The organism is Stenotrophomonas sp. RG-453 (assembly GCF_033843685.1).
Lineage (GTDB): Bacteria > Pseudomonadota > Gammaproteobacteria > Xanthomonadales > Xanthomonadaceae > Stenotrophomonas > Stenotrophomonas bentonitica_A.
The window spans coordinates 51089-76811 of sequence record NZ_JAMYED010000007.1 but is presented as its reverse complement, the minus strand read 5'-3'; the positions used below and the strand labels follow the sequence as shown (position 1 = coordinate 76811).

The window sequence follows — 25723 nt, the reverse complement described above, 5'->3', positions numbered from 1 at the left end:
CCTCCGGATCCAATGGCTACCCTTCACGAGACCGCCTACCCGCGACTGAAGCCTGATCCCACCGCCAAGGAACTGGAGGAGATCTATACCCCCACCGCCGCTGAGATTGCATTCGCCAAGCAGCTGACCACCCAGCCGGGTCCGCAACTGGCGGTACTGATCCATCTCAAGCTCTTCCAGCGCTTGGGTTACTTCACAGTGTTGGCCGAAGTGCCCGAGCGGATCCGGAAGCACATCGCCAAGGCCGCCCGACTCGGGCGCGTATTGGACACCGACCAGCTCGAACGCTATGACGCCTCCGGCAGCCAGCGCCGGCATATGCCGCAGCTTTGGCAATTCATCGGGGTACGTCCCCTGGATAAATCGGGCTTGGCTTGGCTGGACACCGTGGCCACCGGAGCAGCCCAGACCAAGCACACCATCCCGGACATCGTGAACGTCCTGCTCGAAGAGCTGGTGCACCATCGCTACGAACTGCCCGGTTTCCGCACCCTGGAGCTGGCCGCCATCGGTGCCCGCGAGCGGGTCAACCTGGGCTACTACCGCAGTATCAGCCACGCGCTGACGCCCGCCACGCGCACGCTCATCGACGAACTGCTGCGCGCACCGGAAGGGTCCAGGTTCACCGGCTGGCAATCACTCAAGCGCGAGCCCGGCCGGCCCACCAACAAGGAAGTTCGGTTCTACCTGCAGCACATCCGCATGCTGCAGCAGTTGGCCGACCAGCTGCCTCCCATTGATGTGCCGGTGCCCAAGCTCAAGCAGTTCCGTGCAATGGCTCGGGCCTATGACGCCAGCGAGCTGGCCGAACTGGCTCCGGACAAGCGCTATGCGCTGGCCACCATCTTCATTCGCGCCCAGCATGCCAAGACACTCGATGATGCAGCCGAGTTGTTCATCAAGCAGGTGCGCGGGCTGGAGAACACGGCCCAGCAGAAGCTGCTGGCCTACCAGCTCGAACATGCCAAGCGGGCCGACTTCCTCATCGGCCAGCTCAAGGAGATCCTGCAGGCCTATCAGCTCGACGGCAGCGATAGTCAGCGCGTGGATGCCATCGACAACAGCCTGGAAGCGGAAGTGTCGACCTTGCTGGCCGAATGCGAAGAACATATGGCCTACGCCGGGAAGAACTACCTGCCATTCATGCTGCAGCCCTATGGCGCGGTCAGGCCGCTGCTGTTCAATGGGCTGGAGCTGATGAAACTTCGGGCGACCAGCCACGATGCCGGCATGGAGCCGCTGATCGCAGCGGTGCTCTCGCTGCGCAAGCAGCGCCGTGAGCTGATCGAGGTCGCCTCCCTCGGTTTGGACCCGGAAAAGGACTTTGACTGGATGTCCAAGCTCTGGCGTCAGCACGTGTTCGGCAAGCGGGCCAGTGCAGCCGGCGCCGGCTGGATGCACCGTAAGTACTTCGAGCTGGCCGTGCTGGTGCAGGTCAAGGACGAACTTAAGTCCGGAGATCTCTTCATTCCCAGCAGCAAACGGTTTGATGACTACCGTGAGCAGTTGGTCGATGAAGCCACCTTTGCCCAAGAACTGGAAGCCTATGGCCAGGTCTCAGGCCTGCCCACCGACGCCGAGTCTTTCGTGGCGGGATTGCGCGCACAATTGACCTCCCTGGCCGATGAGGTCGACGCGCGTTTCCCGGAGAACGTACATGCGGACATCCTGGATGGGCGCCTGGTGCTGCGGAAGGGGCAACGCGCCGAAGTCTCCAGCGCGATTACCACGGTGGATCGCCTCATCGCCGAACGGCTTCCAGAATCCAGCATCGTCAATGTCCTGATCGATGCTAGCCAATGGCTGGATCTGCACCGTTTCTTCCGCCCGATCGCCGGCACCGAGAGCCAGGTCGAAGATCTGCCCCGACGTGTGATCACCACGCTATTTTGCTATGGCTGCAACCTGGGGCCGACGCAGACGGCGCGGTCGATCAAGGGCTTCAGCCGGCGCCAAGTCGCTTGGCTCAACCTGAAATACGTGACCGAGGATGTGCTTGAGAAGGCCATCGTGGAGGTCATCAATACCTACAACAAATTCGACCTGCCTGGCTATTGGGGCAGCGGCAAGAGCGCATCAGCTGATGGCACGAAGTGGAGCGTGTACGAGGACAACCTGCTGTCGGAGTATCACATCCGCTACGGCGGCTACGGTGGCATCGGCTACTACCATGTGTCCGATAAATACGTGGCGCTCTTCAGCCACTTCATTCCCTGTGGCGTGCACGAGGGCATCTACATCCTCGACGGTCTGTTGGCCAACACTTCCGACATCCAGCCTGAGATCGTCCATGGCGACACGCAGGCCCAAAGCTACCCGGTCTTCGGCCTGGCCCACATGCTGGGCATCCAGCTGATGCCCCGGATCCGGAACATCAAGGACCTGACATTCTTTCGGCCCGAACCGGGTAGGGCTTATAAGAACATCCAGGCACTGTTCGGGGACAGCATCGACTGGCAACTGATCGCCACCCATCTCCACGACATGCTGCGGGTGGTGATCTCAATCCGATTGGGCAAGATCACCGCGTCCTCGATCCTGCGCCGGCTGGGCACCTACAGCCGGAAGAACAAGCTGTACTTCGCCTTCCGGGAACTTGGCAAGGCCGTTCGAACGCTGTTCTTGCTGCGCTACATTGATGACAATGAGATCCGCAAAACGATCCATGCTGCCACCAACAAGAGCGAGGAATACAACGGCTTCGTGAAATGGGTGTTCTTTGGCAGCCAGGGGATCATTGCTGAGAACGTCCAACACGAGCAGCGCAAGATCATCAAGTACAGCCAGCTGGTGGCCAACATGATCATCCTCCACAACGTGGAAGGCATGAGCCGGACCTTGGCCGAGATGAGGAAGGAGGGGATTGAACTGACGCCCGAGATCCTGGCCGGCCTGTCGCCTTATCGGACCAGCCACATCAATCGCTTCGGCGATTACCACCTGGATCTTGAAAGGGAAGTGGCGCCGCTGAGCTACACAGCCAAGGTGCTTGAACAGACCCCATAGATGGGGAGAACCTGCCCGAGAGATGAGCAATCAACCTTGAAATTCAGTCGCTTAGGCAGCTTTTGGCCCTGTACGTAATGATTCCCTGCCGACCCTCTACGTAAAGCCTCTCTTCCCATGCCAAACAAGCAACTCACGACCATCAATCCGCTGACCGAAGAGGTGCTCGCCACCTATTCCTACATGTCAGACGGCGAAGCCGCCGCCACGGTGAAGGCAAGCCATGACGCATTTCTTCAGTGGCGTTTGCGCAGTCTGGATGAGCGAGCGAAAGTCATCGCGGACATCGCCAAGGCGCTTCGTGCGCGCAAGGAAGAGTTTGCGCAGCTGATGACCGACGAGGTCGGCAAGCTCATTGAAGACAGCCGTACCGAAGTCGAGCTGTGCGCCAGTATCTGCGACTACACCGCCAAGCAAGGGCCCGTCGCCCTGGCCGATGAAGAGCGCGAGGTGGAGGGCGCCACCGGCATCGTGACTCACGCCCCGATCGGCGTGGTTTACGGCATTCAGCCGTGGAACTTCCCGGCCTATCAGGCCATCCGCTATTCCATCGCCAGCCTGATGGCGGGCAACGGGGTGTTGCTCAAGCATGCCGAGAGCTGCACCGGGAGTGGGCTGCTGCTGCGTGACATCTACGAAAGCGCCGGGCTGCCCAAGGGGCTGTTTGGGGTGCTGCTGATCACCCACGACCAGTCCAATGACATCGTGGAGAACGACCTGGTGCGCGCGGTGACGCTGACCGGTAGCGAGGCCGCGGGACGCACCGTGGCCGCCAAGGCCGGCGCGGCACTCAAGAAGACGGTGCTTGAGCTGGGCTCGAATGACGCCTATCTGGTGCTGGACGACGCCGACCTGGAGCTGGCGGTGGCGACCTGCGTCAAAGGCCGCCTGTTCAACAACGGGCAGACCTGCGTCAACGCCAAGCGCTTCATCGTGACAAAGAAGAATTACGAGGCCTTCGTGAGCGCCTATGCAGAGGCCTTCGAAGCGATCCGGATGGGCGACCCGAATGCGGACAACACGCAGCTCGGCCCGATGGTCTCCAAGGCGCAGCGCGACAAGCTGCACGAACAGGTGACCAAGAGCGTCTCCCAGGGGTCACGCCTGGTGGTTGGCGGCGAAGTACCGGACCGCACGGGCTGGTTCTATCCGGCCACGGTGCTGGCGGATGTGGCGCCGGGGCAGGTGGCCTACGAGGATGAGCTGTTCGGCCCTGCAGCGGCCATCATCCGCGCCGAGGACGATGAGGATGCGATGCGCATCGCCAACGACAGCCGCTACGGCCTGGGCGGCGGCATCTTCAGCCGCGACGTGCAACGTGCCCGGGAGCTGGCCACCAAGTACTTCGACACCGGCATGATCTTCATCAACACCTTCGACGTGGCATCGCCAACGCTTCCGTTTGGCGGTGTGAAGGCGTCGGGCTATGGCCGCGAGCATGGTCCGGAAGGTCTGAAGGAGTTCGTGAACGTCAAGTCGATCAAGATTGCGGCTACAGCGTCGGCTTGATTTCGGCACCGGCACCGGCACCGGGCTGCCGGACTCTGCGCCTGCGTGCGTTGGCAGAGCCGGGTAGGGCGTCGGGCGTAGCGGCTCCGACGCTCGTCGGGCGCAGGCTTGAAGCGGTAAGCTTCCCCCAGCACAGGGGGAAGCTCATGCTCAAAAGGATTTCAGCAGGATTGCTGCTTTTTTCGCTTGCCTGCTCTTCGCTGGCGCAAGTGCATTCTGCAACGGGTCCCCGACCCAAGCCGTTGCCTCCGGCGCCCAAGGCGGCCTACAACTCGATGTCGAAGAGCACCACGCCGTTCAATTGCGAAGAATTGGCGTGGCCGAATCACCCACATCCCGGCATGAAAGCTTACTGCGAACGCGTTGAGGCCCGTACTCTGTCAGCTGAGGCCCAACGCGCCGGGCGCCCGGGACCGTCGGACAGCGTGATGAACCTGCCACCCTTGGGATCAGAGGACTCCAAGCGTTCGGGAACAGCATGTATCGGCGGTCAGGCGTTCCGGAAACTCCCGAATGGATGGGAGCAGGTCCATGCTGCTGCAGGCGACTGGCAGCGATGTCGGGAGCGGTAGCCAGGGGTGCGAATGGGGTTTTGTGTCGGCTACGGCCTAGCTTCTGCCATGTCTCGCTGTCTCGTCCATGGTGGGTCTTGGGAAGGGGAGCGGAACTACATCGAGAGGCAGACCAGCAAAAGACGGCGCATCATGCATTTCGCATTCTTGGTACATATCCAAAGCGTTGCGCTCGCAAATGCCCGGCACCGCAGGCATTTCTTCTCGAAAGGGGATGGAACCCGTTGCGCCTCGCGCATCCCCTCAGGTGTTGCGTTCGCACCCGGCGAGTACGCAACACCCATCTCCGCCTTTCCCCTCGGCCCTGTTGCGACCGTTGCGCTGAGGACGTCCCTGGACTGGGGCAACTACGTGCCATGAATTGCGGGATTTGAAAGGCACGTTCGGCCGAGCTGTCCCGCCTATCGACGGCCAAGCTTCGTCTCTGATGCCAGTTCAGCGCGAATTCGCGCCAAAACGACATCGCGAAGCGTCCCTGAGATAGATCCCTCAACGGCCGCCGCGTAGAGGTCATCATCGCGCGTCGAAATGGGCAAGCCTTCTAATCGGAGCGAAGCCTTGGCTTCAACGAGCGCCTGTTGGCGCTGAGCCTTGCTGGTCATGGATGCCACCATTATTTAGCTCAATTGTAGCCAAATTCACCTGGGCAACCTGCGGCTAGGCTGCTCCACCGTGCAGACTTTGCCCACTGCAAGCCGCCTACCGCCGCTCAACGGCGATGGCGGGAAGTTCTGGCACAGACTGTCATTGAACAGCCACACAGCCGGAGAATACTTCCATTATTCCGGATAGATGGTTTAAAGAGCATGAGAAAGTTGAACGTTCTTTTCCTCTGCACGGGCAACTCAGCCCGGAGCATCATCGCCGAGGCTCTGGCCAACCATCTTGGGCGCGAGCGGTTGCACGCCTATAGCGCAGGAAGCCATCCGAAGGGCGTTGTCCACCCCATGGCCATCCAAGTGCTTGAGGAGACGGGTTTCGAGATAGAGAATCTGTCCAGCAAGCCGTGGGAGGTCTTCGCGGGCCCCGATGCGCCGCACATGAATCTGATCGTGACGGTGTGCGATCGTGCAGCAGGCGAGGCATGCCCGGTTTGGCCTGGTCATCCGGTCACGGCTCATTGGGGCATTCCCGACCCGGCGGCGGTGCACGGAAGTGAGGAGCAGGTCCATAAGGCCTTCCTGACAGCACTTCATCAGCTTCAACATCGCCTGACGTTGTTGCTTGCGCTTAAGCCTGAAGCATTGGACCGCATGACACTGCAGACAGAGGCGCGCAGCCTCGCCGACGTTGGCGCAGATCACTCACCGGGTGTCGACGAATTCGAGGGTCGGAGGTAGTCGCTGATCTGCCTGACCGCTTCGCGCGCGTAGCGTGTAACGCCGATTAATGTGGCCGACGCCATGCCGTTCCAGTCGCCATAGCCCAGTAGCCAGACCGACGGTTCTGCAACAGAGCGAACTTTGGAGTGATCCATTTCGATCTGGCCCTGCACGTTAAGCAGCGGCAGATCGTCCAAGTGCGACAACGCCGGGCGGAAGCCGGTACACCAGATAACCGCATCGAACGCACGTTCGGTGCCGTCAGTCCATTGCATGCCGGTGGGGGAGAAGCGAGACGGCGGCGGGACGGCGGCGAGTACCCCTCGCGCCCGCGCTTCGAGCACCGGCGGCACCATCACAATATCGCCGAAACCGCCTTGCGGCAGGTCGGGCTCCCTACCTTCCTGCTGCGCCTTCCATCGTTCAGTGGCGCGTTCAAAGAGCACGCGGCCGTCGACATCATCGGCCAGGAACGCCGGTTCGTGCTGTGTGATCCAGGTGGTTTCCGCCACCGTCGATACTTCGGCCAGAATCTGCGCACCGGAATTGCCACCGCCGATGATGGCCACCCGCATTCCGGCGAACGGTGCAGGGGTGCTGTAGTGAGCGGAGTGCAGCTGGATCCCCGCAAATGACTCCAACCCTTCGTACTCAGGCGTGTAGGCTTCCCCCCATGTCCCGGTGGCGCTGATCACCGCCCGCGCCAACCATTGCTGACCGTCGCTGGCCACCACCCGCAGCCGTTCGCCGGCGCGGCTGACTCGTTGCACGCGGATAGGGCGAAGAACTGGCAGCGCATATTTTCTTTCGTACTGCGCCAGATAAGCGAGCACTTCGGCACGCGCAGGGTAGGGGCCTTGGCTGGCGGGCATGGGCCATCCGGGAATGGAGCTCCAGCCCGCAGGGGAAAACAGATGCAAGGAGTGCCAGGCATGCTGCCATGCGCCGCCAGGCGACGCTTCCGCATCGAGAATTACATAGGACAACCCGCTGCGACGCAGGAAATAGCCGGCCGAAAGACCCGATTGGCCACCTCCGATTACCACCACATCGACGCTGTCCATCTGCGCTCCCTCGCGCCACCGCACTCAGGCGGCGTTCTTTCGCTGGTGTTGATCGGAGATCTTGAGTGCATCCAGGTAGCGCTCTGCGTCCAGCGCGGCCATGCAGCCGAAGCCAGCCGAGGTGATGGCCTGGCGGTAGTGCTGGTCGGCCACGTCGCCGGCGGCGAACACGCCTTCCACCGAGGTCTGGGTGGCGTTGCCGCCCAGGCCCGAGCGGATCTCCAGGTAACCGTTGTTCATGGTCAGCTGGCCGTCGAACAGGCTGGTGTTGGGGTGGTGCCCGATGGCCACGAAGAAGCCGTGGGCGTCGATGTCGCGGGCGCTGCCGTCCAGAGTGGACTTCACGCGCACGCCGGTGACGCCGGCGTCATTGCCCAGCACTTCTTCCACCTGATGGTGCCACACGGTTTCGATCTTGCCCGAGGCAACCTTGGCGAACAGCTTGTCCTGCATGATCTTTTCCGCCTTCAGGGTGTCGCGGCGGTGGACCAGGTAGACCTTGCGGGCAATGTTGGACAGGTACAGCGCTTCTTCCACGGCAGTGTTGCCGCCGCCGACCACGACCACGTCCTGGTCACGGTAGAAGAAGCCGTCGCAGGTGGCGCAGGCCGACACGCCGCGGCCCTTGAAGGCTTCCTCGGTGGGAATGCCCAGGTACTTGGCGGTGGCGCCGGTGGCGATGATCAGCGCGTCGCAGGTGTACTCGGCGCTGTCGCCGATCAGCTTGAACGGGCGCTGGGTGACATCGGCGGTGTGGATGTGGTCGAAGATCACTTCGGTTTCGAAGCGCTCGGCGTGGGCCTGCATGCGCGCCATCAGGTCCGGGCCCATCAGGCCGTGGGCATCGCCCGGCCAGTTGTCCACCTCGGTGGTGGTCATCAGCTGGCCGCCCTGCTGCAGGCCGGTGATCACCACCGGCTTCAGGTTGGCGCGGGCGGCGTAGACCGCTGCCGTCCAGCCGGCCGGGCCGGAACCGAGGATCAACAGCGGGATGTGTCGGGTCGTGCCCATGACTCAGTGACTCCGTGCGTCGGCAGGAAAGTAGCGCTTGCCCAGCCGCAAGGCGACATGGACCAACAGGATCAACACCGGCACCTCCACCAGCGGACCGATGACCGCCGCGAAGGCGACCGGCGAGGCCAGGCCAAAGGCGGCAATAGCGACCGCAATGGCCAGCTCGAAGTTGTTGCCTGCGGCAGTGAAGGCGATCGCCGTGGTGCGTGGGTAGTCCTTGGCAATGAACTTGCCCATCAGGAAACTCAGCACGAACTGAATGATGAAATACAGCGTCAACGGGATCGCGATGCGCACTGCATCCATCGGGATGCGCAGCACATCGCCTCCCTTCAGGCTGAACATGGCAACGATCGTGAAGAGCAGCGCCGCCAGGGTGATCGGACTGATCGCCGGCAGGAACTTCTCTTCATACCAACGCACGCCCTTGCGCGCCTTGAGCCAGCGGCTGGTGAGGAACCCCGCGAGGAAGGGGATACCAAGATAGATCAGCACCGCCTCGGCAATGGTCCAGAAGCTGACGTCGATCACGCTACCCTCCAGGCCGAACACCGGCGGCAACCACGACAGGAAGAACCACGCATACACACTGAACAGCGCGATCTGGAAGATCGAGTTGAAAGCCACCAAGCCCGCCACATACTGCCCATCACCGCGGGCAAGCTGGTTCCACACCAGCACCATGGCGATGCAGCGTGCCAGGCCGATCAGGATCAGGCCGGTCATGTATTCGGGGTAATCGCGCAGGAACAGCACCGCCAGGCCGAACATCAGGAACGGACCGATGATCCAGTTCTGCACCAGAGAGAGCATCAGTACGCGCTTGTCGGCGAACACCTTGGGCAGCTCTTCGTACTTCACCTTGGCCAGCGGCGGATACATCATCAGGATCAGGCCAATGGCGATCGGGATGTTGGTCGATCCGATCGACAGGCTGTTGAGCGCGCTGGGCACGCCTTCGAACATCGCGCCGACGCCGACGCCCAAGGCCATCGCCAGGAAGATCCAGAGCGTAAGGTACCGGTCCAGGAAGGACAGGCGGGTGGAATCAGTGGTCATGGCGGGTCTCGGAAAAGCGGTTAGTTGATCTGCGCGATCGGGTCGAGGCGGGCCTTCAGCGCCGCGCGGTCGTCCCAGGCGCTGTCAGGAATCTCCACGAAGGCCTGCAGGCGTCGCTTGATGGTCTGATGGGCACGGTCAAAGGCTTCTGCCTTCTGCGCATCCGAACCTTCCACGCCGGCCGGGTCGAACAGGCCCCAATGCACGCGTACGAAGTCACCAAACACCACCGGGCACGCCTCGGCGGCCGCGCTGTCACACACGGTGACGATCAGGTCCATGGCAGCGGCATCGGCTTCGGCAAATTCGTCCCAGGACTTGCTTCGCATGCCCTCGACCGGGAAGCCTTCGCGCTCCAGCTGGGCAATGGCAAAGGGATTGACGCGACCGGCCGGCTGGCTGCCCGCACTGAAGGAGAGATAGCGGCCTTCGCCCCATTTTTTAAGGGTCGATTCGGCAAGCACGCTGCGGGCGGAGTTGCCAGTACACAAGAACAGAACACGACGGGTCATTTAAGCGATCTCTAAAAGGGAGGAGGTCAGCAGCCAGCAGGACGTTCGCAGGCCTGTTCGTCGGCGCAGCAGTTTTCGGTCAGGTAGGTCACCAGCGCGCTCATCGCCTCAAACTCGGCCCGGTAGCAGATGGTGCGACCGCGCTGCTCGGCGGTAATCAGGCCGGCGGCCAGCAACTCCTTCAGATGGAAGGAGAGGGTGGCACCAGGAAGAGAGAGGGCTTGGGCAATATCGCCGGCCAGCTTGCCGCCACTTCCGGCCTGGACCAGCAGGCGGAAGATGGAAAGCCGAGTGGCGTGGCCCAAGGCGGCGAGGGCGTGGGTTGCGGTTGTATGTTCCATTCTTATAGAATAGTCGAAGCGAATAGGCAGGACAACCCCCATGCAACAACTTCCCAATGTCGTCCCGGGCGCCTTGAACCCTCCGGTGGCCGAAAAGCTGAGCGAGACGAATGCCGCGCCGCACCGGCCCCGCATCCTGATCTTGTACGGTTCCCTGCGCCCGCAGTCGTTCAGCCGCAAGCTGGCTTTGGAGGCGCAGCGGCTGCTGGAACATCTGGGCGCGGAGACCCGAGTGTTTGATCCGCATGAGCTGCCGCTGCTCGATTCGGTGCCCGCCTCACACCCCAAGGTGCAGGAGCTGCGCCAGGCTTCTTTGTGGTCTGAAGGGCACGTGTGGATCAGCCCGGAACGCCACGGCACTTTGACCGCCTTGTTTAAGAACCAGATTGACTGGCTACCGCTGGAAGAGGGGAGCGTGCGCCCGACCCAAGGTCGCACCCTGGCAGTGATGCAGGTCTGCGGTGGCTCGCAATCGTTCAACGTGGTCAACGCGCTGCGCGTGCTCGGCCGATGGATGCGGATGGTGACGATCCCCAACCAGTCGTCGGTCGCCAAAGCGTGGCAGGAGTTCGACGACGAAGGTCGAATGAAGCCTTCGGCGTATTACGATCGCGTGGTGGACGTGATGGAGGAACTGGTCAAGTTCACCCTGCTGGTGCGCGGGCGCAGTGACTACCTGGTCGACCGCTACAGCGAGCGCAAGGGCGCCGTTGAAGCGGCGGCGCTGGCGGCCGCTGCAGGCGTGGTCGAGACCATTTTGAATCAGGAGGAAAGTGCGTGAACGCTGTCATCTACCACAACCCCAAGTGCGGCACCTCGCGCAACACACTCGCGCTGATCCGCTTCGCCGGGATCGAACCGGAAGTGATCGACTACCTGGCCCACCCGCCCAGCCGCGCGCGCCTGGTCGACCTCATCACGGCCGCAGGGTTGAACGTGCGTGATGCCATCCGGCAGAAGGGCACGCCGTATGACGAGCTGGCACTGGGCAATGCAGCACTGAGCGACGACGCGCTGCTTGATGCGATGCTGACGCACCCGATACTCATCAATCGTCCTTTGGTACAAACCGATAGGGGTACCCGTCTGTGTCGGCCATCAGAAGTGGTGCTGGACATCCTGCCGCCGCTGCCCGGACCGTTCCGAAAGGAAGATGGAGAGTGGGTGACCGGGCATACCGGAAGCTCGACGCCGTGATCCCATTGCTTGGCTGGGCTCGCTGCCGTTGAGAACCACAGGAGGTCATGCCCTATGTCGCCGCTCGATCCCGCAACAACCGAAAGCGCGTGGCGCGTCTTCCTGGTGTTCCTGCGACTGGGACTGACGTCGTTCGGCGGCCCGATTGCCCACCTGAGCTATTTCCGCCACGAGTTCGTCGAGCGTCGCCGTTGGCTGACGGACCGTAGCTATTCCGATCTGGTGGCCCTGTGCCAACTACTTCCGGGCCCGGCCAGCAGCCAGGTTGGAATGGCGCTTGGCCTGCGTCGAGCCGGCTGGCCTGGTCTGGTGGCCGCCTGGGCAGGCTTTACCCTGCCCTCGGCCGTGCTGATGATCCTGTTTGCCTTGGGCGTTGCCGGATACCAGGGCATCGTTGAATCCGGCTGGCTGCATGGCCTGAAGATCGTGGCAGTTGCCGTGGTGGCCCAAGCGGTATGGGGAATGGCCCGGTCCCTGTGCCCGGACCGTCTGCGCGCAGGGATGGCATTTGTTGCCGCTGTGTTGACCTTGGCCATGCCCTCGGTCGTCGGCCAGATCGTGGTGATCATCTTCAGCGGACTGCTCGGTCGCTGGATGCTGAAGATCGAACCAGTTTCCGGCCAATCAGACGGCGGCTATCCCGTCTCGCGAAGAACCGGCACGGTGGCACTGGTGCTACTGGTGCTGCCACTTGTTCTGCTGCCGGTGTGGGCCGCGGCGAGCGGATCCCCCCTGGCCATGCTGTTGGAGGGGGTCTACCGCGCCGGCGCCCTGGTCTTTGGCGGCGGCCACGTCGTGCTGCCATTGCTGCAGACCGCGGTTGTCCAGAGCGGCACCGTGAGCACGGCAGATCTGCTCGCCGGGTACGGTGCGGCGCAGGCGGTGCCGGGCCCTCTTTTCACATTCGCAGCGTACCTGGGGGCCATGGCCGCGGGTCCGTTGAGTGGCTGGGCGGGAGGTCTTACGCTGTTGGCGGTCATTTTCATGCCTGCCGTTCTCGTGCTCGTAGGAGTGCTGCCCTTCTGGGAGTCGCTGCGCCACCGCAAGGATCTGCAGGCTTCAATTGCAGGCGTCAACGCCGGGGTCGTCGGGATCCTGCTGGCAGCGTTGTACGACCCGGTGTGGACGAGTGCGATCCATGACCGATGGGATGTCACGATGGCGCTGGTTGCGTTCGGGCTACTGGTCGTCGCGCGTGCACCGCCGATCGTGGTGGTGTTGCTGGCTGCCATGGCGGGTTGGGCGATGGCGCGGTAGTCAGGGCATCTGCCAGAGCATATAAGCCGCCGTCATGAAAATGAGTAGCGCGAATGCAACATTCAACACTCCACGGTGCTCTGCCAACGCTGCTGATGCGCGCGCTCCGGCGATTCCGCCCGCACTTCCAGCAACGACGAATGCGGCAGCAAGTGGCCAGTTGACCAGGCCGGATTGAGCATAGTTGATGGCAGTCGTCAGACCGAAAGCGGAGACAGCTACGAGGGAGCTGCCTATTGCGGCCAGCATCGGCATGCCCGTGGCGGCCATCAGCCCAGGGACAACCAGGAAGCCGCCGCCAATACCGAAGAATCCGGAGAGTGCCCCGGAGAACGCCCCTAATCCGAGTAGTGCCGGCATGTTCCCTTTGCTGAGGCGGACGCTTGCATCACCTTCCGCATTGCGTTTGCGCAGCATAAGAATGCCTATCACGACCATCAGCAGGGCAAACATGAACAATAGTCGCTGCCCATCCACGGCCTTACCTAAGCTGGAGCCCAGATAGGCGCCAGCGATGCCTGCCAACGCGAAGACCGACGCGCACGGCCATCTCACGTTTCCCCGGCGGGCATGAACGAAAAGGTTGGAAAGTGCATTGGCAGCAACCGCCAATGCACTGGTACCGATGGCGACGTGTGGACTGTCGATGCCCACCAGGTAAAGCATGAGCGGGACAGCCAGAATAGAGCCGCCTCCGCCGACCAGCCCGAGTACGAAGCCCACCAGAATGCCGGAGAGTCCACCCAGCGCGAGCTGCAACAGGGAAAGGGTTTCCATGTCAGTTGGCCGTTAGGCAGCGGAAGAGGGGGCGCCTCGCAGGCGCGAAGCAAGAGAGGACAGGTCGTAACCAGCCTCACCGGCAATGCACAGCACCTGTTCGGGCGTAGCGCCGCCGTTACGAACCTGGGATAGGGCCCATAGCGACGTCGAGCGGGTGCCGGTCCTGCAGTAAGCGACGATGGGTGCAGGCAGTTGTTCCAGCAGCACGCCAAACTGCTGCACATGTCCATCGGTGATGCCGCCAGGCACGACGGGCAGATAGGCAAAGCCCAGGCCCGCCCTGGAGCAGGCCGCCTGCAGTGCAAGGTGATCGGGCTGGTCCGGCTGCTCGCCGTCGGGTCTATTACAGATGACACTCGAGATGCCCGCCTTTTTCAAGGCAGGTATGTCGGTGGGAACCAGTTGGTCGGTCACATGCAAGCTCGGCGCAAGTGAGTGCAGATTCATGGCGAATTCTCTGTTGAGCGGGGACGGTGGAGGAGCCAGTGGAGGAGCATGCCGACGACCATGGCGGCCGCGAAAACGAGTGCAAAGGGTTGACCCGTTGGCAACAGTGCAATGGCCGGGCCCGGGCATACGCCTGCCAGCCCCCACCCAACGCCAAACACTGCCGCGCCAATGACCAGGTTCCGGTCGATCTGACGCTGATTGGGAATGTGCAGCGCCGCAGCGAGCACAGGAGCATTGCGTGCGCGGACCCATCGATAGGCGATCGCTGACGGAATCAGCGCCCCGGCCATGACAAGTGCCAGTGATGGATCCCACCTGCCTGTGACGTCAAGAAAGGCGAGTACGCGCGTGGGATTGGCCATGTCCGAGACGACCAGGCCCAGGCCAAACAAGGCGCCACACAGAACTGCCGCCAGCCGGATCATGTTCCGCCTCCGATCATCATGCGGACAACCGCCACGGTCGCCATGCCCATGAGCATGAAAACGCCCGTGGCAACCATGGAGCGTGGTGACAGCCTGGCCAGGCCGCAAACGCCGTGACCGCTCGTGCAGCCAGATCCGAGGCGGGTTCCAAAGCCGACCAGCAGCCCGGCCAACACCAACAACGGCGTAGCGGAGATTGAAAGCGACGGCAGCGAAATGGGCTTGACCGCGAGCGCCAGCCCGGACGCCACCAGCAGCCCTGCCAGGAACAGGGCCGACAAGGAGCGGTCGCCAGCGGACGACAGGCCAAGAGTGTTGGCAAGCAAGCCGGAGACGCCGGCAATGCGACCGGTCAGCAGCAGAAATCCACCCGCTGCCGTACCGATCATCAGGCCGCCGATGACGGGCCAGTACCACGCCAAAGAGGGGAGGGTCATAGCAGGTCCACCGGCAGTTTGAGGTAGCGCACCCCGTTGTCATCCGGGTCGGGCAGATGGCCCGCGCGCATGTTGACCTGCACTGAGGGCAGGATCAGGCGCGGCATGGGGAGCGTCGCGTCGCGGCTCTCACGCATCTCCACGAACATGTCCTCCGTCACACCTTGATGCACATGGATATTCGCGGTTCGTTCCGCGCCCATGGTGGTTTCCCATGCGAACCGATCCCGGCCCGTGGCCTTGTAGTCGTGGCAGAGGAACACCCGGGCGTCATCCGGCAGGGCCAGTAGACGTTGGATGGAGCGATAGAGCTGGCGGGCCGAGCCACCGGGGAAGTCGCAGCGGGCCGTGCCGTAGTCCGGCATGAACAGAGTGTCGCCCGGAAAGACCGCATCCCCTATGACGTAGGCCATGCACGCAGGGGTGTGGCCTGGCACGTGCAAGGCAGTTGCCTGGAGATTCCCAACGGTGAACTCCGCGCCATCGGCAAACAGATGGTCGAATTGGCTCCCGTCGCGCTTGAACTCCTTGCCAGCGTTGAAAACCTTGCCGAAGGTGTCCTGCACGCCGGTGATGTGCTCGCCAATGGCAAGCGTTCCGCCGACCTGCCGCTGCAACCACGGTGCAGCGGAAAGGTGATCGGCGTGGGCATGCGTTTCCAGCAGCCACTGAACCTGCAGCCCTTCGTCATGAATGTACTGGACCAGCGCCGCGGCGGAGTCGGTCGAGGTGCGTCCAGAGGGCATATCGAAATCAAGAACGCTGTCGATGATGGCGCACGCCGAAGACCGGGGGTCGCGTACCACGTGGCTGGCCGTAAAGGTGGCGGGGTCGAAGAACGTCTTCACGCAAGGCGAAGGCGTGTGGCCACCTCGCGCTTCACGCACGATGTCTTGAGCTCTCTCCAATGAAGAATCGACGACGACAGGCCTGTTCACGACTCGCTCCCGGTGGTTGGATGATGGATATTAATACATACTTACGTAAACTATGTAAGTGCCGCCTCGTGTCCTTTGTCCGGTTCAGCTGGCGTGCGGATTAACAGGTACGCTCTAGCTCTCCTTTCTGGTGAACCGCTCTTGACCAACCGCCTCACCGCCAACAACCTGGCCGACATGAAGGAACGGGCGCCTGAAGTGGCCGAGTTGCTGCGCTTCATGGCCACGCCGTCGCGTCTGCTGTTGCTTTGTCAGCTGTCCCAAGGGGAGTCGACCGTCGGTGCCCTCGAGGAGGCCACCGGCATCCGACAGCCGGCCCTTTCCCAGCAGCTCGCCGAACTGCGTCAACGGCATCTGGTGACGACCCGGCGAGAGTCACGTTCAGTCTTCTATCGCATCAATGACAGCCGCGTTGAGGCGATGCTGGTTGCCATGCACAGGATCTTCTGCGTGGATCAGTCCGACGACCGGGAGTGAGCAGACGTGGCGTGCCGTACGCTGGCACCCACCGCGCTGATGATCGCTCCAGCCGACGCCAACAGCACATCCTTATGCGCATCCCACACGTCGCCCTGGATGCCGAGATAAGCCATTCCAAGGTCCTGGTCGACCACCAGAACCGCGCCCCATTCGATCAGTTCATAGGCAGCGGACGTGGCGACGATGAACTGAGTGGCAATCAGGGTCAGCGTCAGCTCGCTGGCCACAGCACGCCTTGCGTAGAGCTCTCTCGCCGCGGGAAAGACCAATACGCCGTAGGCGAGGTGAACGAGTCTGTCGAAATGGTTGCGATCCCAGCCGAACAGGTCGGTGATCCTGTAGCCCGCAAGTTTCTGCGCCCAAGCGTCGTAAGGGACTTCCGAGTACGTAAAATGAGCGCCCACGGCATGCAGGCACAGAAAAAGCAGAAGCGAGACATTGGTTGCGGGCCGGAACGGGCGCTTCCACTGCTGGAAGACAACGTAGGGAATGGCGATGAATACCAGCAGATTCTCCAGCAACCAGTCGCGCCGGTGGTAGGGTTCGACTGCGGCAAGCAGCCAGCACCCTATGTAGATTCCAAGGCAGAACAGCGCGAAGCGCCAGGAGTCCGACTGCGTGCTCCCCAATCTGCCTTTCGCCGCTGCCGAGGCACGATCCTGGCGTTGGGGGTACTCAATGGGCATAAAGGACCGGAATGGTCGCCCCCTGCAATAGCTCCATCGTCATCCCTCCGATGGTCCGCTCGCGCAGGCGGGAGTGTCCGTATCCGCAAACCACGATCAACGTCGCCTTGGTCGCGCGGGCGTGATCGAGCAGGACCTCGCTGGAACGGCGGTGTCTGGCAAGCAGCCGGGTGGCCGATGCGGCGATGCCCCAGCTCCGGAGGTGTTCAATGAGGGAAGCTGTGACAGTGCCAGCAGCACCCTCCATCTCGTCCGAATGGCTGCATATCTCCACCAGAAGGACAGTCTGCACCTGCTGTAGCAATGGGATCGCGCTGTGCAGGGCGCGGCATGCGTTTGGGGTGTCTTTCCAACCCACAATCGCACACGAGTGGTCGCTTGCCCGCCAATGCGGCGGCACCACCACAACGGGCCTTCCCGCGTCAAAAAGCAGCGCATTGAACAGGGCCACGCCCGCTGGGTCGGCCTTGGCGAATCCTGACCAGCCCCCGACAATGGCCAGATCCTCAGAGAAGGCCAGTCGAGCGGCGAGCTCTGCAGGAGATTCAATGCCCGCTTCGTGAACTTCTACGGAAACACCAGGGTGCTCTGCGATTCTGGCCCTGATCCTTGAGGCTCTTTCCGAGGCCTCCCGCCGACATGCGTCCTGGGCAGCCAGGAACGATGCGCGGGGCGTCGGATCAGCAGTCCCGATCGCCGGCGGAGGCAGGTCGACCGTTTCGATGATGCGCACCCGCGCGTCCTGCGACCTGCCGATCTCGACGGCGAAGCGGATGGCCGCGTCATCTGCTGATGAGTCTGACAAAGGCACAAGAATATCCTTCAACATGGCTCTGGCATCCTGGTGCGTCAACGTGACAGGAACAGGGGCGTGAGGGTGCGCTCGAAGAGCTCCCTCGTCGTTCCCCCCAGCAGCCATTCGCGCGCGCGCGAATGGCCATAGGCGCCGCAGACGAGTAGATCCGCCTGGCTATCAAATGCGTGGCCCAGTAGCGCTTCAGCCACGCTCCCCCCATCTGACGACACGGGAGTAAATATCGCTTCTCGCCCCTGCCGCATCAGACTGTTGATGAACGCCTGAGCATGTTCATTGACCCGGTCACTTCCGTCCACGGTGGTAACCACAAGGGCACACGCGAAATCCAAGCTCAGGAAATCATGTGCCGCGCGAGCGGATTCGGGGGTTGCACTCCAGCCGATGACGGCCCGCTTGAAGATTCCGTCGAAACGGGTTCTCCCTGGCAATGCCAGGATGGGGCGTCCGGATCGGCTAACCAGTGAAGAGAACTGAGCATGTTGCAGCCTGCGCTCGGCGTGGTCATGTCCGGCGCACGCCATTATCACCTGGTCGAAACCCTGTGCGCGCAGGGCAATCGCGTCCACAGGACGTTCCGCGCGCCCGTCCTCGATCTGGATGTCATGCGGAACGCTCCACTGCGCAACCCGGCGCAAGAGCGTGGCGACTCTGGGCGGGACTTCGGCGCGTGCAACGTCGGGCAAGGGAGATTCCACTGGCTGCACCAGCGTGATGTGCCCGCCACGGGCGCCGACAAGCGCTGCTGCCAGCTGCATGGCAGAAGCATCAGCGGGCGTATCCGTCAAAGGGACAAGAATATCCATCTTGGCTGTTGGACACAGAGGCCGGCGTTGCCCCGCATTCTCCGCCAGTCCTGCGCGGAGATATTGACGTGGGTCAAGGTGTTGACGATCACCCGCTACGCCCGGCGGCCACAGCGAACGTTCCGACGATCAGGCTGGTCCCGATCAACAACGGAGCAGAGAAGCGCCATCCGCCCCTTGCCGCGGCGATCAAGCATTTCAGCAATGAGTTGGTCGCGAGTGCGATGGTGATCGCCTGTATCGCGATACCGTTGCTGATCCGCTCCGCACCAACCATCTGGGCGGCAGAGGCGGTGGCGGCATGTACGTCGGCAATGCCGGAGATGCCCAGAGTCCAGGGCAGGCTCTCGTCACCCAGCCAGTCTCGCAGCAGACTTGCTGCCAGAAGCAGAATGACGATCAGCCCAACAAAAACCACGATCGCCAACGGTTTGAATGGCCGCACGATGGCCAGCCCGGACACCGCTGAGGTACTGAGCAAGGACCGCCATCCGAATGCCAATGCTATCCCCATGGCCACGATTGCCGAGCAGACCAGCGGGACCATGCTGTAGGCGAGTAATGCAGGTGCCAGCGTGCCCATTACCAGGCCCAACTGCAGAATCATGGCCACGTTGGAAAGCAAGGCTGCTCCTGCGAATGCAGGCGCCAGCCGGGGCGACGACCGCGCCCCGTCCGCCATTGCCGCGATGGTGGCGGTACTGGAGACAAACCCACCGGCGAAGCCGGTCAAGGCCAAGGCCGACCGGGGCCCCAGATGGCTTAGCGCCAGGTGCGCTCCGACGCTGACTGCCATCAGCGCCACGATGAGTGTGCCGAGCCGACTCGGGTTGATGACTTCCCAAGGGTCGACGGTGCGGTCTGGAAGCAAGGGAAGAATCAGAAAGCCAGCAACCAGCACCGTTGCGACGTCCCGAAGCTCACGGCTGGAAACCTTCGCATTCACCTTCCGTATCAGGGCAGGGCCCCCAACCAGTATCACCAGGATGGCACTGCCGGCGAGGATCGCCGTTGCAGGTGCACTTACCGCAATGGCGCCTACCAGATACAGGGCAGGCAGCACAATCAGACTGGCCGCGGCTGCCTGGGAGTGTCGTGGGCGAGGGCAGACTGCCAGGCCCAGCAGCACCGCGCCAGCTACCAGCGCCGCGCCTCCCAGCAGCGCTCCCAACCCGCCTGAGATCGCGACCAGCGCAAGCACAACACTGCCCCCAAAGCGCGTGTGGGCCGCCGCCATCCTCCCGCCTGCTCGCTGCCAGGCCAGTCCAACAAGGGCGCCCACGACAGAGGCGGTAATCAGCCCCGCGGCGGTGCCTGCCGGATCCTGGACGATGCTCAGCATTTTTGGTTGCCCACTGGAATCGGTCAATGGCGATTCTGCTCAGGCATTTGTCCAGAACGAATCCCGGGATGACTTGATCCAAGTCAACGATCCAGGGGAACTTTCGTTGACTTCGATCAAGTTCATTCGTCGCGCGGGGCTCAAGCTAACGACTCCTTCACCCCGGGGAGACCGATCATGTACTGCGACATTCTGCTGCCCTTCGTCTTGGGGCGCCTGCACGAGCAGGCGTTGGGTCTGGCCACGGCGCTTTCGCGTGAGCAGGGGAGCCGTCTGGTAGCTCTGGCTGGGGCCAGTGTAGTTGTGCCGGTAGCGACGGGTTGGATGTACTACCCTGCCGTCTACACCGCTCTGCACGAGCCGGCCAAGGAAACGGTCAGGATGCTTGCCACGTCGCTGGAGGAGCGGCTGGCGGGCGCAGGGGTAGATTGGCTCGTGTCCGCGAACGAGAGGGTGTGGGAGGGGCCTGTGGATCAGGTGATGCCTCAGTCACGATGCGTTGACCTGACCATCTTGGGGTTGCATCGCGATGACCCCGGCATTGAGGACACGCTTGTCTCCTCGTTGCTGGTGGAATCGGGCGTGCCGCTGCTGCTCGTGCCACCGGACGCACGCGATGCGGTGCCGCGTGACGTTGTAATTGCATGGAAAAGCACGAGGGAATCCATTCGCGCGGTCCATGATGCCTTGCCGTTGCTTGTCGCTGCACAGCGTGTACACCTGTTGTCTATCGATGCCGGTCCCGGCGAACCCAGCAGGGAGAAAGACGCGACTCTGCGCCTGGTGACTCATCTACAGCGCCACGGCGTCTCAGCCTCGCCTGTGCACCGCGGCTATGAGGAAGGTGGAGCAGGACCGGCCATACTGAACTTCGTGAAGGAGAGCGGCGCCGATTGCATTGTCGCCGGCGGCTACGGCAGATCCCGTGCCTCGGAATTCCTGTTTGGCGGCGTCACCCGCACACTGATCCGGCACAGTCCGATACCAGTATTTCTCGCCCACTGAGATCGGCGTGAAGCCCGCTGGCCACCCAGTTCTCCCGTACCGGGCATCGGCTGCCGAGCAACGCCGGCTTGGCCTGCCGCACGGCTGATCCAATGCCCTCCCAGGTGATCCATGTACGTGAACAATCCGCCTCACGATGCAACCCGCCTCAGTGTCTCGTTCCTGGGCGGCACGGATACTGTCACCGGCTCACGCTACCTGATAGAGGCCGGTGGCGCCCGCGTCATGGTGGATTGCGGGCTCTTCCAGGGATACAAACCGCTGCGATTGCGGAACTGGCTACCGTTTCCGGTGGATCCCGCATCCATTGATGCGGTGGTGCTCACCCACGCGCACCTGGATCACAGCGGATATCTGCCACGACTGATGAAGCAGGGATTCCATGGATCCGTGTGGTGCACACCGGCCACCCGGGATCTATGCAGGATACTTCTCCCCGACGCCGCGCGCCTGCTGGAGGAGGAGGCGCGCCACGCCAATCAGCGTGGCAGCTCGAAACACCATCCGGCCGAGCCGCTCTACACCGAGGAGGATGCGCAACGGTGCTTGGATCTAATGCGCGTCGTCTACTTTTCCGATCCCTTTGAACCGGTGCCTGGCGTAACGGCTACGTTTCGCAAACAGGGACACATCCTTGGCGCCGCATCGGTATCGCTGATCCATCGGGGCAGGCGCATCACGTTCAGTGGTGATGTCGGTCGTTCGAACGATCCGGTGATGCGCCCTCCCTGGGCGCTGCCGGCATCGGATTGGGTCGTGGTCGAATCGACATACGGCAATCGGCGCCATCCGACGACGTCTTTGACGGACCTGCTTATCGAGCCGATCCGGCGCACCCTCGGGCGGGGTGGAGTGGTGATGATACCGGCGTTCGCGGTGGGGCGCGCCCAGCTCTTGTTGCACGTGATCGCCACCCTGCAGGCGGAAGGGCGGATTCCGCGCGCCCCGATCTACTTGAACAGCCCCATGGCAAAGGACGTCACCTTGCTCTATGGGAAATACAGAAACGAACATCTGCTGGATGACGCCGCACTGGAGCGGTTGCACGCGGCAACCCGGTTCGTCAATAGCATCGAGGAATCCAAGGCTCTCAACCTTCGGCAAGGCCCTATGATCATCGTCGCGGGTAGTGGAATGCTGACCGGGGGACGCATTCTTCATCATCTCATCGCCTTTGGCCCGGATTGTCGCAACATGATCCTTTTGCCAGGCTTCCAGGCAGGGGGAACGCGCGGGGCGGCATTGGTGCGCGGTGACAAGTTACTGCGAATCTATGGTCAGGACGTGCCGATACGTGCCGAGGTGGTACAGGTGGAAGCAGCTTCTGCCCACGCCGACGCCGATGAACTTCTAAGCTGGCTGCGCACGGCACAGACGACTCCGCGGCGGGTTTTCATCACACACGGAGAGCCAGACGCTGCCGACGCTCTGAGGTTAGCCATTGAGCGGCAGCTGCATTGGTCTGCATGCATCCCCGAGTACTTACAGCACATTGATCTCGACCCGGGCTGAGTAAGGTCCGGCATGGCTGCAGACGCCGTAGGTCGTTGGCGCCCGTCGGCATGGGCGGAGAGTGCGAATCTTCTGAAAAACGGGATACTTTCGTGACACACCTTGTCTTCCGCTATTGGGTTGAAGCAGCTCTCGGGCTCGCAGACGCGTTGAGTGCGTACAAGCGAACCCGGGCATCGCTACTTGCTGTTTCGTGTACCGTGCTGCCCATGGGACGCCTCATCGCAGATTCGCTTGGGGCGCAGCTTAGGCTCGCGGTAATAGCTGACGTGCGTGTACCTGCATCATTCCATGTCGCGGCCGCCGGCCGACGGGCGAGGGCGGAAGGCTCACCGTCGTTGGACGGCCCAGAAGCCAACGCCTTCGAAGCAGGCCACGAGGATGTGCAGCAATCGCTCCTGGCCCAGGCACAGGCGTATCGCGGTCGCTGCGAAATCTGCTCATCTGCCGGAATCGAGCAGCGAACGATCATTGTGCTCGATGACGGCTCAGCGAAAGCCTCCACCATTGAAGCTGCCTTGAGAATGGCCCGCATGTATGGTCCGGCGCTGTTGGTGTATGCGGCACCGGTCACCACCAAAGCTACCCTGGCACGAGCGTCGGGGCTGGCCGATGTGTGCATCTATCTGGCCACGACGGACTCGGTCAATGCGGTAGCCGCGCACTTTCTGGAGTACCCAGCAGTCACTGACCGACAGGCGCTGCATGCGTTGTTCCCCAAGCCGATGCGATGGGGGGATGGTGACGGGACGTGCGCGGGCTGTCTTTCGTTCGGAACCGGAGCGCTGTGATCGCGTGAGCACGGCGGAAGGCGAACACGATGTTGCCTTTCGCGATCTCATGTACTGGAATCGAGGAGCAACTCATGAATGACCTGGCAATGGTCTTCGTCATCGATATGGCTGCTGAAGCCAAGATGCTTGGCCAGATCCCGCATATGTGTGTTCTGGGCGTCATCAATCGAGTACATCCGCTTGATTCCTCGCGACTTGGCGATGGCAATCAGGTGGTTCATGAGAATCACCCCCAATCCACGTCCCTGCCATTCGTCGGCGACCGTCACTGCGCACTCGCAGGCATCCCCGGAGGCATTGGTGCTGTAACGGCTCACCCCGATCAATTGCTCACAGGACTCGTCAGAAACGACCGCAGCAAACGCGACCTGGTGAGTGTGGTCCAGTACCGTCAACTGCGTCAGCAACTGTTCGCTGGGCGACCGAATCTGGCCCAGGAACCGGAAGCGGCGGGCCTGTGGCGACAAGCCCTCAATGAACGCGCGCTCGATATCCCTGTCCGCCGCTGTGACGGGTCGAATTAATACCTTCGTACGGTCGCGCAGCACCTCTATCCAGCGTGGAAAGAGCTCGGGGGATAGGGGAGATGATGGGTCTGGAGTGTTCATGGCAGCCGAGGCGAATGGGACGCTTGCATGCTAGGCCCCCTCCGGAGCCAGCGAATTGACGTAGATCAACTTACGTGGTGTTACGTGCAACCTCAGCGCGCCGTGTAGCCACCGTCGATCACCAGGGACGAGCCCGTGACGAACCGGGATTCCTCCGATGCAAGGAAGACCACTCCCCAGGCAATATCGTCCGGCGTACCGACATGGCCCAACGGGTGCAGTTGATCCAGCGCGTGTCTACCGGCCACCAGATCAGCGGTACCGCTGTCTCGCAAGTGCTGCTCGACAAGCGGAGTCCAGATGAAGCCAGGGTGCACCGAATTGACCCGAATGCCGTCGCTCGCATAGATCAACGCATCTGTCTTGCTCATCAGCGTGACCGCGCCCTTGGACGCGTGGTAGGCGGGAAGGTCCGCTGCGCCCACCAAGCCATAGATGGAAGAAAGATTGATGATGCTGCCGGCATGGTTCCTGCGCATGTGGGGCAGGGCATGCTTGGTGCAGAAGAAGACGCCTTTGACATTCACTGCCTGGACCTGGTCCCAATCGGCCTCGCTGAGCTCGTGGGTCGGACGGTTGGCGCCAGCGATTCCGGCATTGTTGACGATGACATCCAGACGCCCAAACCGATCCACGACGGCGTCGATGGCATCGTGCACACTTGTTTCCTGACGAACGTCGACGTGCCAGTAGATCGCGGCAGAGCCAGTGCCAGCCAGCTGATTGACCAATGCGTTGCCTTCTCCGTCATGTATGTCGAACAGGGCTACCGCGGCGCCTTCTTCGGCCATGCGAACTGCGCATGCGCGGCCAATGCCCACTGACGCACCCGTGATGATGCAGACCTTTCCTTTCAATCGATTCATTTGAAGCGTCCTCTTCAGGTTGGAGGCACGCACAGCACCCCCAATACTTATCCTAATTTTGTGGCGCACCGGAACAGGGTGTGTTGACCTGCATCAAGAAATGCGGTTCTTTACAGATCTTTACAAAACAGTACTCCACCGCCATCCGTCAGAAACCCCCCTCGCCTAAATTAGGTATGGGTCAAGTAGAGGATTGGATATGTGGGACACTCCCAATCGCGTCACGTTCGAAACGGCGGGTGTGGAAACCTTTCTTGGCCTTCAAGGCGGCGGCGCCGCCGGTGTTGGCGGGAGCTTGGAGCACCTGCTGCAGGGTATGCCCCTAGTCCGACGCCGCGTTCGCAGGAAGCAGCACGTCATCCGCGCAGGCCAGCCATTTCGTGGATTGTTCTTGGTGCGGTCGGGCATCTTCAAAAGTGCTCTCATCAGTGAAGATGGCCGAGAACGTGTGACGGCGTTCCCGATGCGCGGCGAACTGCTCGGTCAGGAAGCACTGGACCTGGCTGTGTATCCATGTGACGTAATCGCACTGGATGATGGCGAGGTGTGGGATCTGCAGCCCTTCCTTCTGCGTCAGTGCCTTCCTGAATTCGAGGCGCGCTTGACCGGGATACTCGCCTCGGAGATAAGAAGGGATTGGCAATGGATGCTCGCCCTCGGCAGCCTGAATGCCGAGCAGCGGTTGACATCGTTCCTGCTTGATTATTCCACGCGCCTGGCCGAGCGCGGTTTCAGCGCGACACAGATGCTGCTTAGTATGACGCGTGCCGACATCGGCAGCTTTCTTGCCATGCAGATCGAGACAGTCGTCCGCGCGTTGCACAGGTTGCAGGATCAAGGCCTCATCGAGGTCAGTCGTTCGCATATACGCATCGTCGATCTGCCGCGCCTGCGTGCGCAGTCAACAACGCTGAACTGATCTCTTGA

Annotated in this window: 28 protein-coding genes; 11 read left to right on the top strand and 17 right to left on the bottom strand. The window is 62.1% G+C overall.

The window, feature by feature from the left end:
• The first annotated feature begins 12 nt into the window (after window positions 1-12).
• On the top strand, window positions 13-3006 hold the full coding sequence (locus NJD74_RS14300) for a Tn3 family transposase (RefSeq protein WP_319624422.1): 2994 nt from the start codon (window positions 13-15) through the stop codon (window positions 3004-3006).
• 117 nt (window positions 3007-3123) lie between these two features.
• Window positions 3124-4515: an NAD-dependent succinate-semialdehyde dehydrogenase gene (locus tag NJD74_RS14295; protein ID WP_319624421.1), complete on the top strand. Its 1392-nt coding sequence runs from the start codon at window positions 3124-3126 to the stop codon at window positions 4513-4515.
• Window positions 4516-5488: 973 nt separating this feature from the next.
• On the opposite strand, the gene NJD74_RS14290 is transcribed toward NJD74_RS14295, so the two are convergent.
• Window positions 5489-5689, bottom strand: a complete 201-nt coding sequence (locus NJD74_RS14290) for a hypothetical protein (RefSeq protein WP_160298434.1) — start codon at window positions 5687-5689, stop codon at window positions 5489-5491.
• A gap of 204 nt (window positions 5690-5893) precedes the next feature.
• On the opposite strand from NJD74_RS14290, the gene NJD74_RS14285 reads away from it, so the two are divergent.
• On the top strand, window positions 5894-6427 hold the full coding sequence (locus NJD74_RS14285; protein WP_080341466.1) for an arsenate reductase ArsC: 534 nt from the start codon (window positions 5894-5896) through the stop codon (window positions 6425-6427).
• On the opposite strand, the gene NJD74_RS14280 is transcribed toward NJD74_RS14285, so the two are convergent.
• Genes NJD74_RS14280 through NJD74_RS14260 form a run of 5 tightly spaced genes read right to left on the bottom strand, consistent with a single transcriptional unit; the run spans window position 6388 to window position 10399 of the window.
• Window positions 6388-7473, bottom strand: coding sequence for an ArsO family NAD(P)H-dependent flavin-containing monooxygenase (locus tag NJD74_RS14280; RefSeq protein WP_319624420.1), 1086 nt, complete (start codon window positions 7471-7473; stop codon window positions 6388-6390). The genes NJD74_RS14285 and NJD74_RS14280 overlap by 40 nt on opposite strands.
• Window positions 7474-7497: 24 nt before the next feature.
• Window positions 7498-8484, bottom strand: coding sequence for a thioredoxin-disulfide reductase (gene trxB, locus NJD74_RS14275; RefSeq protein WP_319624419.1), 987 nt, complete (start codon window positions 8482-8484; stop codon window positions 7498-7500).
• A 3-nt stretch (window positions 8485-8487) separates the two neighbouring features.
• Window positions 8488-9546 carry an ACR3 family arsenite efflux transporter gene (gene arsB, locus NJD74_RS14270; protein ID WP_319624418.1) on the bottom strand — a complete coding sequence of 353 codons (1059 nt, stop codon included), beginning with the start codon at window positions 9544-9546 and terminating at the stop codon, window positions 8488-8490.
• A 20-nt stretch (window positions 9547-9566) separates the two neighbouring features.
• Window positions 9567-10058 (bottom strand): arsenate reductase ArsC, encoded by a 492-nt coding sequence (locus NJD74_RS14265; protein WP_319624417.1) that lies wholly within the window; start codon window positions 10056-10058, stop codon window positions 9567-9569.
• A 26-nt stretch (window positions 10059-10084) separates the two neighbouring features.
• Window positions 10085-10399: a metalloregulator ArsR/SmtB family transcription factor gene (locus tag NJD74_RS14260; protein WP_319624526.1), complete on the bottom strand. Its 315-nt coding sequence runs from the start codon at window positions 10397-10399 to the stop codon at window positions 10085-10087.
• Between the two features lie 40 nt (window positions 10400-10439).
• Here NJD74_RS14260 and arsH point away from each other — a divergent pair, with 40 nt between their 5' ends.
• From arsH to chrA, 3 genes are read left to right on the top strand one after another with little or no spacing between them, the layout of a single operon-like run.
• Window positions 10440-11180: an arsenical resistance protein ArsH gene (gene arsH / locus NJD74_RS14255; RefSeq protein WP_319624416.1), complete on the top strand. Its 741-nt coding sequence runs from the start codon at window positions 10440-10442 to the stop codon at window positions 11178-11180.
• A complete protein-coding gene (arsC, locus tag NJD74_RS14250) occupies window positions 11177-11596 on the top strand; it encodes an arsenate reductase (glutaredoxin) (protein WP_319624415.1) in 420 nt (139 codons plus the stop codon). The genes arsH and arsC overlap by 4 nt, the downstream gene beginning before the upstream one ends.
• A 54-nt stretch (window positions 11597-11650) precedes the next feature.
• The gene (gene chrA / locus NJD74_RS14245) at window positions 11651-12853 is read left to right on the top strand and encodes a chromate efflux transporter (RefSeq protein WP_319624414.1); all 1203 of its coding nucleotides are present in this window, start codon (window positions 11651-11653) and stop codon (window positions 12851-12853) included.
• Here chrA and NJD74_RS14240 read toward each other — a convergent pair whose 3' ends face one another.
• The 5 genes from NJD74_RS14240 to NJD74_RS14220 are packed head-to-tail and all read right to left on the bottom strand — an operon-like array spanning window position 12854 to window position 15832.
• The gene (locus tag NJD74_RS14240) at window positions 12854-13615 is read right to left on the bottom strand and encodes a sulfite exporter TauE/SafE family protein (protein WP_080341470.1); all 762 of its coding nucleotides are present in this window, start codon (window positions 13613-13615) and stop codon (window positions 12854-12856) included.
• A 27-nt stretch (window positions 13616-13642) separates the two neighbouring features.
• Complete coding sequence (locus NJD74_RS14235) at window positions 13643-14080, bottom strand: TIGR01244 family sulfur transferase (RefSeq protein WP_319624413.1); 438 nt, start codon at window positions 14078-14080, stop codon at window positions 13643-13645.
• A complete protein-coding gene (locus NJD74_RS14230) occupies window positions 14077-14508 on the bottom strand; it encodes a YeeE/YedE family protein (protein ID WP_046272483.1) in 432 nt (143 codons plus the stop codon). Before NJD74_RS14230 ends, NJD74_RS14235 begins: the two co-directional genes overlap by 4 nt.
• Window positions 14505-14945 carry a YeeE/YedE family protein gene (locus NJD74_RS14225; RefSeq protein ID WP_005413386.1) on the bottom strand — a complete coding sequence of 147 codons (441 nt, stop codon included), beginning with the start codon at window positions 14943-14945 and terminating at the stop codon, window positions 14505-14507. Before NJD74_RS14225 ends, NJD74_RS14230 begins: the two co-directional genes overlap by 4 nt.
• Window positions 14942-15832: an MBL fold metallo-hydrolase gene (locus NJD74_RS14220; protein ID WP_319624525.1), complete on the bottom strand. Its 891-nt coding sequence runs from the start codon at window positions 15830-15832 to the stop codon at window positions 14942-14944. The genes NJD74_RS14225 and NJD74_RS14220 overlap by 4 nt, the downstream gene beginning before the upstream one ends.
• 228 nt (window positions 15833-16060) lie before the next feature.
• Between NJD74_RS14220 and NJD74_RS14215 the strand changes: the two genes are divergently transcribed.
• Window positions 16061-16360 (top strand): metalloregulator ArsR/SmtB family transcription factor, encoded by a 300-nt coding sequence (locus NJD74_RS14215; protein ID WP_032967187.1) that lies wholly within the window; start codon window positions 16061-16063, stop codon window positions 16358-16360.
• Here the strand turns inward: NJD74_RS14215 and NJD74_RS14210 are convergent.
• From NJD74_RS14210 to NJD74_RS14195, 4 genes are all read right to left on the bottom strand, one after another.
• Entirely contained in the window at window positions 16339-17049 is a 711-nt protein-coding gene (locus NJD74_RS14210) for a DUF2238 domain-containing protein (protein WP_049430396.1), read from the bottom strand. The genes NJD74_RS14215 and NJD74_RS14210 overlap by 22 nt on opposite strands.
• Entirely contained in the window at window positions 17039-17878 is an 840-nt protein-coding gene (locus NJD74_RS14205) for a universal stress protein (RefSeq protein ID WP_319624412.1), read from the bottom strand. The genes NJD74_RS14210 and NJD74_RS14205 overlap by 11 nt, the downstream gene beginning before the upstream one ends.
• Before the next feature lie 20 nt (window positions 17879-17898).
• Window positions 17899-18669, bottom strand: coding sequence for a universal stress protein (locus tag NJD74_RS14200; protein ID WP_319624411.1), 771 nt, complete (start codon window positions 18667-18669; stop codon window positions 17899-17901).
• Between the two features lie 88 nt (window positions 18670-18757).
• Complete coding sequence (locus NJD74_RS14195) at window positions 18758-20038, bottom strand: DUF4010 domain-containing protein (protein WP_319624410.1); 1281 nt, start codon at window positions 20036-20038, stop codon at window positions 18758-18760.
• A 150-nt stretch (window positions 20039-20188) separates the two neighbouring features.
• On the opposite strand from NJD74_RS14195, the gene NJD74_RS14190 reads away from it, so the two are divergent.
• The 3 genes from NJD74_RS14190 (at window position 20189) to NJD74_RS14180 (ending at window position 23319) form a co-directional block, all read left to right on the top strand.
• Entirely contained in the window at window positions 20189-21016 is an 828-nt protein-coding gene (locus NJD74_RS14190) for a universal stress protein (RefSeq protein ID WP_319624409.1), read from the top strand.
• A 111-nt stretch (window positions 21017-21127) separates the two neighbouring features.
• Window positions 21128-22528 carry an MBL fold metallo-hydrolase gene (locus NJD74_RS14185; protein ID WP_319624408.1) on the top strand — a complete coding sequence of 467 codons (1401 nt, stop codon included), beginning with the start codon at window positions 21128-21130 and terminating at the stop codon, window positions 22526-22528.
• Between the two features lie 209 nt (window positions 22529-22737).
• A complete protein-coding gene (locus NJD74_RS14180) occupies window positions 22738-23319 on the top strand; it encodes a hypothetical protein (protein WP_187576253.1) in 582 nt (193 codons plus the stop codon).
• Window positions 23320-23366: 47 nt separating this feature from the next.
• On the opposite strand, the gene NJD74_RS14175 is transcribed toward NJD74_RS14180, so the two are convergent.
• Window positions 23367-23870 (bottom strand): GNAT family N-acetyltransferase, encoded by a 504-nt coding sequence (locus tag NJD74_RS14175; protein WP_316250754.1) that lies wholly within the window; start codon window positions 23868-23870, stop codon window positions 23367-23369.
• Window positions 23871-24022: 152 nt separating this feature from the next.
• Complete coding sequence (locus NJD74_RS14170; RefSeq protein ID WP_319624406.1) at window positions 24023-24796, bottom strand: glucose 1-dehydrogenase; 774 nt, start codon at window positions 24794-24796, stop codon at window positions 24023-24025.
• A 199-nt stretch (window positions 24797-24995) separates the two neighbouring features.
• Here NJD74_RS14170 and NJD74_RS14165 point away from each other — a divergent pair, with 199 nt between their 5' ends.
• Window positions 24996-25715, top strand: coding sequence for a helix-turn-helix domain-containing protein (locus NJD74_RS14165; protein ID WP_187576256.1), 720 nt, complete (start codon window positions 24996-24998; stop codon window positions 25713-25715).
• Window positions 25716-25723: the final 8 nt, after the last annotated feature.

Excerpts from the sequence above, each read along its gene's own strand:
- NJD74_RS14215 (WP_032967187.1), top strand. The coding sequence starts at position 16,061 with ATGAAGGAACGGGCGCCTGAAGTGGCCGAGTTGCTGCGCTTCATGGCC.
- NJD74_RS14190 (WP_319624409.1), top strand. The coding sequence starts at position 20,189 with ATGTACTGCGACATTCTGCTGCCCTTCGTCTTGGGGCGCCTGCACGAG.
- NJD74_RS14290 (WP_160298434.1), bottom strand. The coding sequence starts at position 5,689 with ATGACCAGCAAGGCTCAGCGCCAACAGGCGCTCGTTGAAGCCAAGGCT.
- NJD74_RS14165 (WP_187576256.1), top strand. The coding sequence starts at position 24,996 with ATGTGGGACACTCCCAATCGCGTCACGTTCGAAACGGCGGGTGTGGAA.
- NJD74_RS14260 (WP_319624526.1), bottom strand. The coding sequence starts at position 10,399 with ATGGAACATACAACCGCAACCCACGCCCTCGCCGCCTTGGGCCACGCC.
- NJD74_RS14285 (WP_080341466.1), top strand. The coding sequence starts at position 5,894 with ATGAGAAAGTTGAACGTTCTTTTCCTCTGCACGGGCAACTCAGCCCGG.
- arsB (WP_319624418.1), bottom strand. The coding sequence starts at position 9,546 with ATGACCACTGATTCCACCCGCCTGTCCTTCCTGGACCGGTACCTTACG.
- NJD74_RS14180 (WP_187576253.1), top strand. The coding sequence starts at position 22,738 with ATGGGACGCCTCATCGCAGATTCGCTTGGGGCGCAGCTTAGGCTCGCG.
- trxB (WP_319624419.1), bottom strand. The coding sequence starts at position 8,484 with ATGGGCACGACCCGACACATCCCGCTGTTGATCCTCGGTTCCGGCCCG.
- NJD74_RS14170 (WP_319624406.1), bottom strand. The coding sequence starts at position 24,796 with ATGAATCGATTGAAAGGAAAGGTCTGCATCATCACGGGTGCGTCAGTG.
- NJD74_RS14300 (WP_319624422.1), top strand. The coding sequence starts at position 13 with ATGGCTACCCTTCACGAGACCGCCTACCCGCGACTGAAGCCTGATCCC.
- NJD74_RS14295 (WP_319624421.1), top strand. The coding sequence starts at position 3,124 with ATGCCAAACAAGCAACTCACGACCATCAATCCGCTGACCGAAGAGGTG.
- chrA (WP_319624414.1), top strand. The coding sequence starts at position 11,651 with ATGTCGCCGCTCGATCCCGCAACAACCGAAAGCGCGTGGCGCGTCTTC.
- NJD74_RS14235 (WP_319624413.1), bottom strand. The coding sequence starts at position 14,080 with ATGAATCTGCACTCACTTGCGCCGAGCTTGCATGTGACCGACCAACTG.
- NJD74_RS14265 (WP_319624417.1), bottom strand. The coding sequence starts at position 10,058 with ATGACCCGTCGTGTTCTGTTCTTGTGTACTGGCAACTCCGCCCGCAGC.
- NJD74_RS14210 (WP_049430396.1), bottom strand. The coding sequence starts at position 17,049 with ATGCCCATTGAGTACCCCCAACGCCAGGATCGTGCCTCGGCAGCGGCG.
- NJD74_RS14225 (WP_005413386.1), bottom strand. The coding sequence starts at position 14,945 with ATGACCCTCCCCTCTTTGGCGTGGTACTGGCCCGTCATCGGCGGCCTG.
- NJD74_RS14205 (WP_319624412.1), bottom strand. The coding sequence starts at position 17,878 with ATGTTGAAGGATATTCTTGTGCCTTTGTCAGACTCATCAGCAGATGAC.
- arsH (WP_319624416.1), top strand. The coding sequence starts at position 10,440 with ATGCAACAACTTCCCAATGTCGTCCCGGGCGCCTTGAACCCTCCGGTG.
- NJD74_RS14230 (WP_046272483.1), bottom strand. The coding sequence starts at position 14,508 with ATGATCCGGCTGGCGGCAGTTCTGTGTGGCGCCTTGTTTGGCCTGGGC.
- NJD74_RS14280 (WP_319624420.1), bottom strand. The coding sequence starts at position 7,473 with ATGGACAGCGTCGATGTGGTGGTAATCGGAGGTGGCCAATCGGGTCTT.
- NJD74_RS14200 (WP_319624411.1), bottom strand. The coding sequence starts at position 18,669 with ATGGATATTCTTGTCCCTTTGACGGATACGCCCGCTGATGCTTCTGCC.
- NJD74_RS14185 (WP_319624408.1), top strand. The coding sequence starts at position 21,128 with ATGTACGTGAACAATCCGCCTCACGATGCAACCCGCCTCAGTGTCTCG.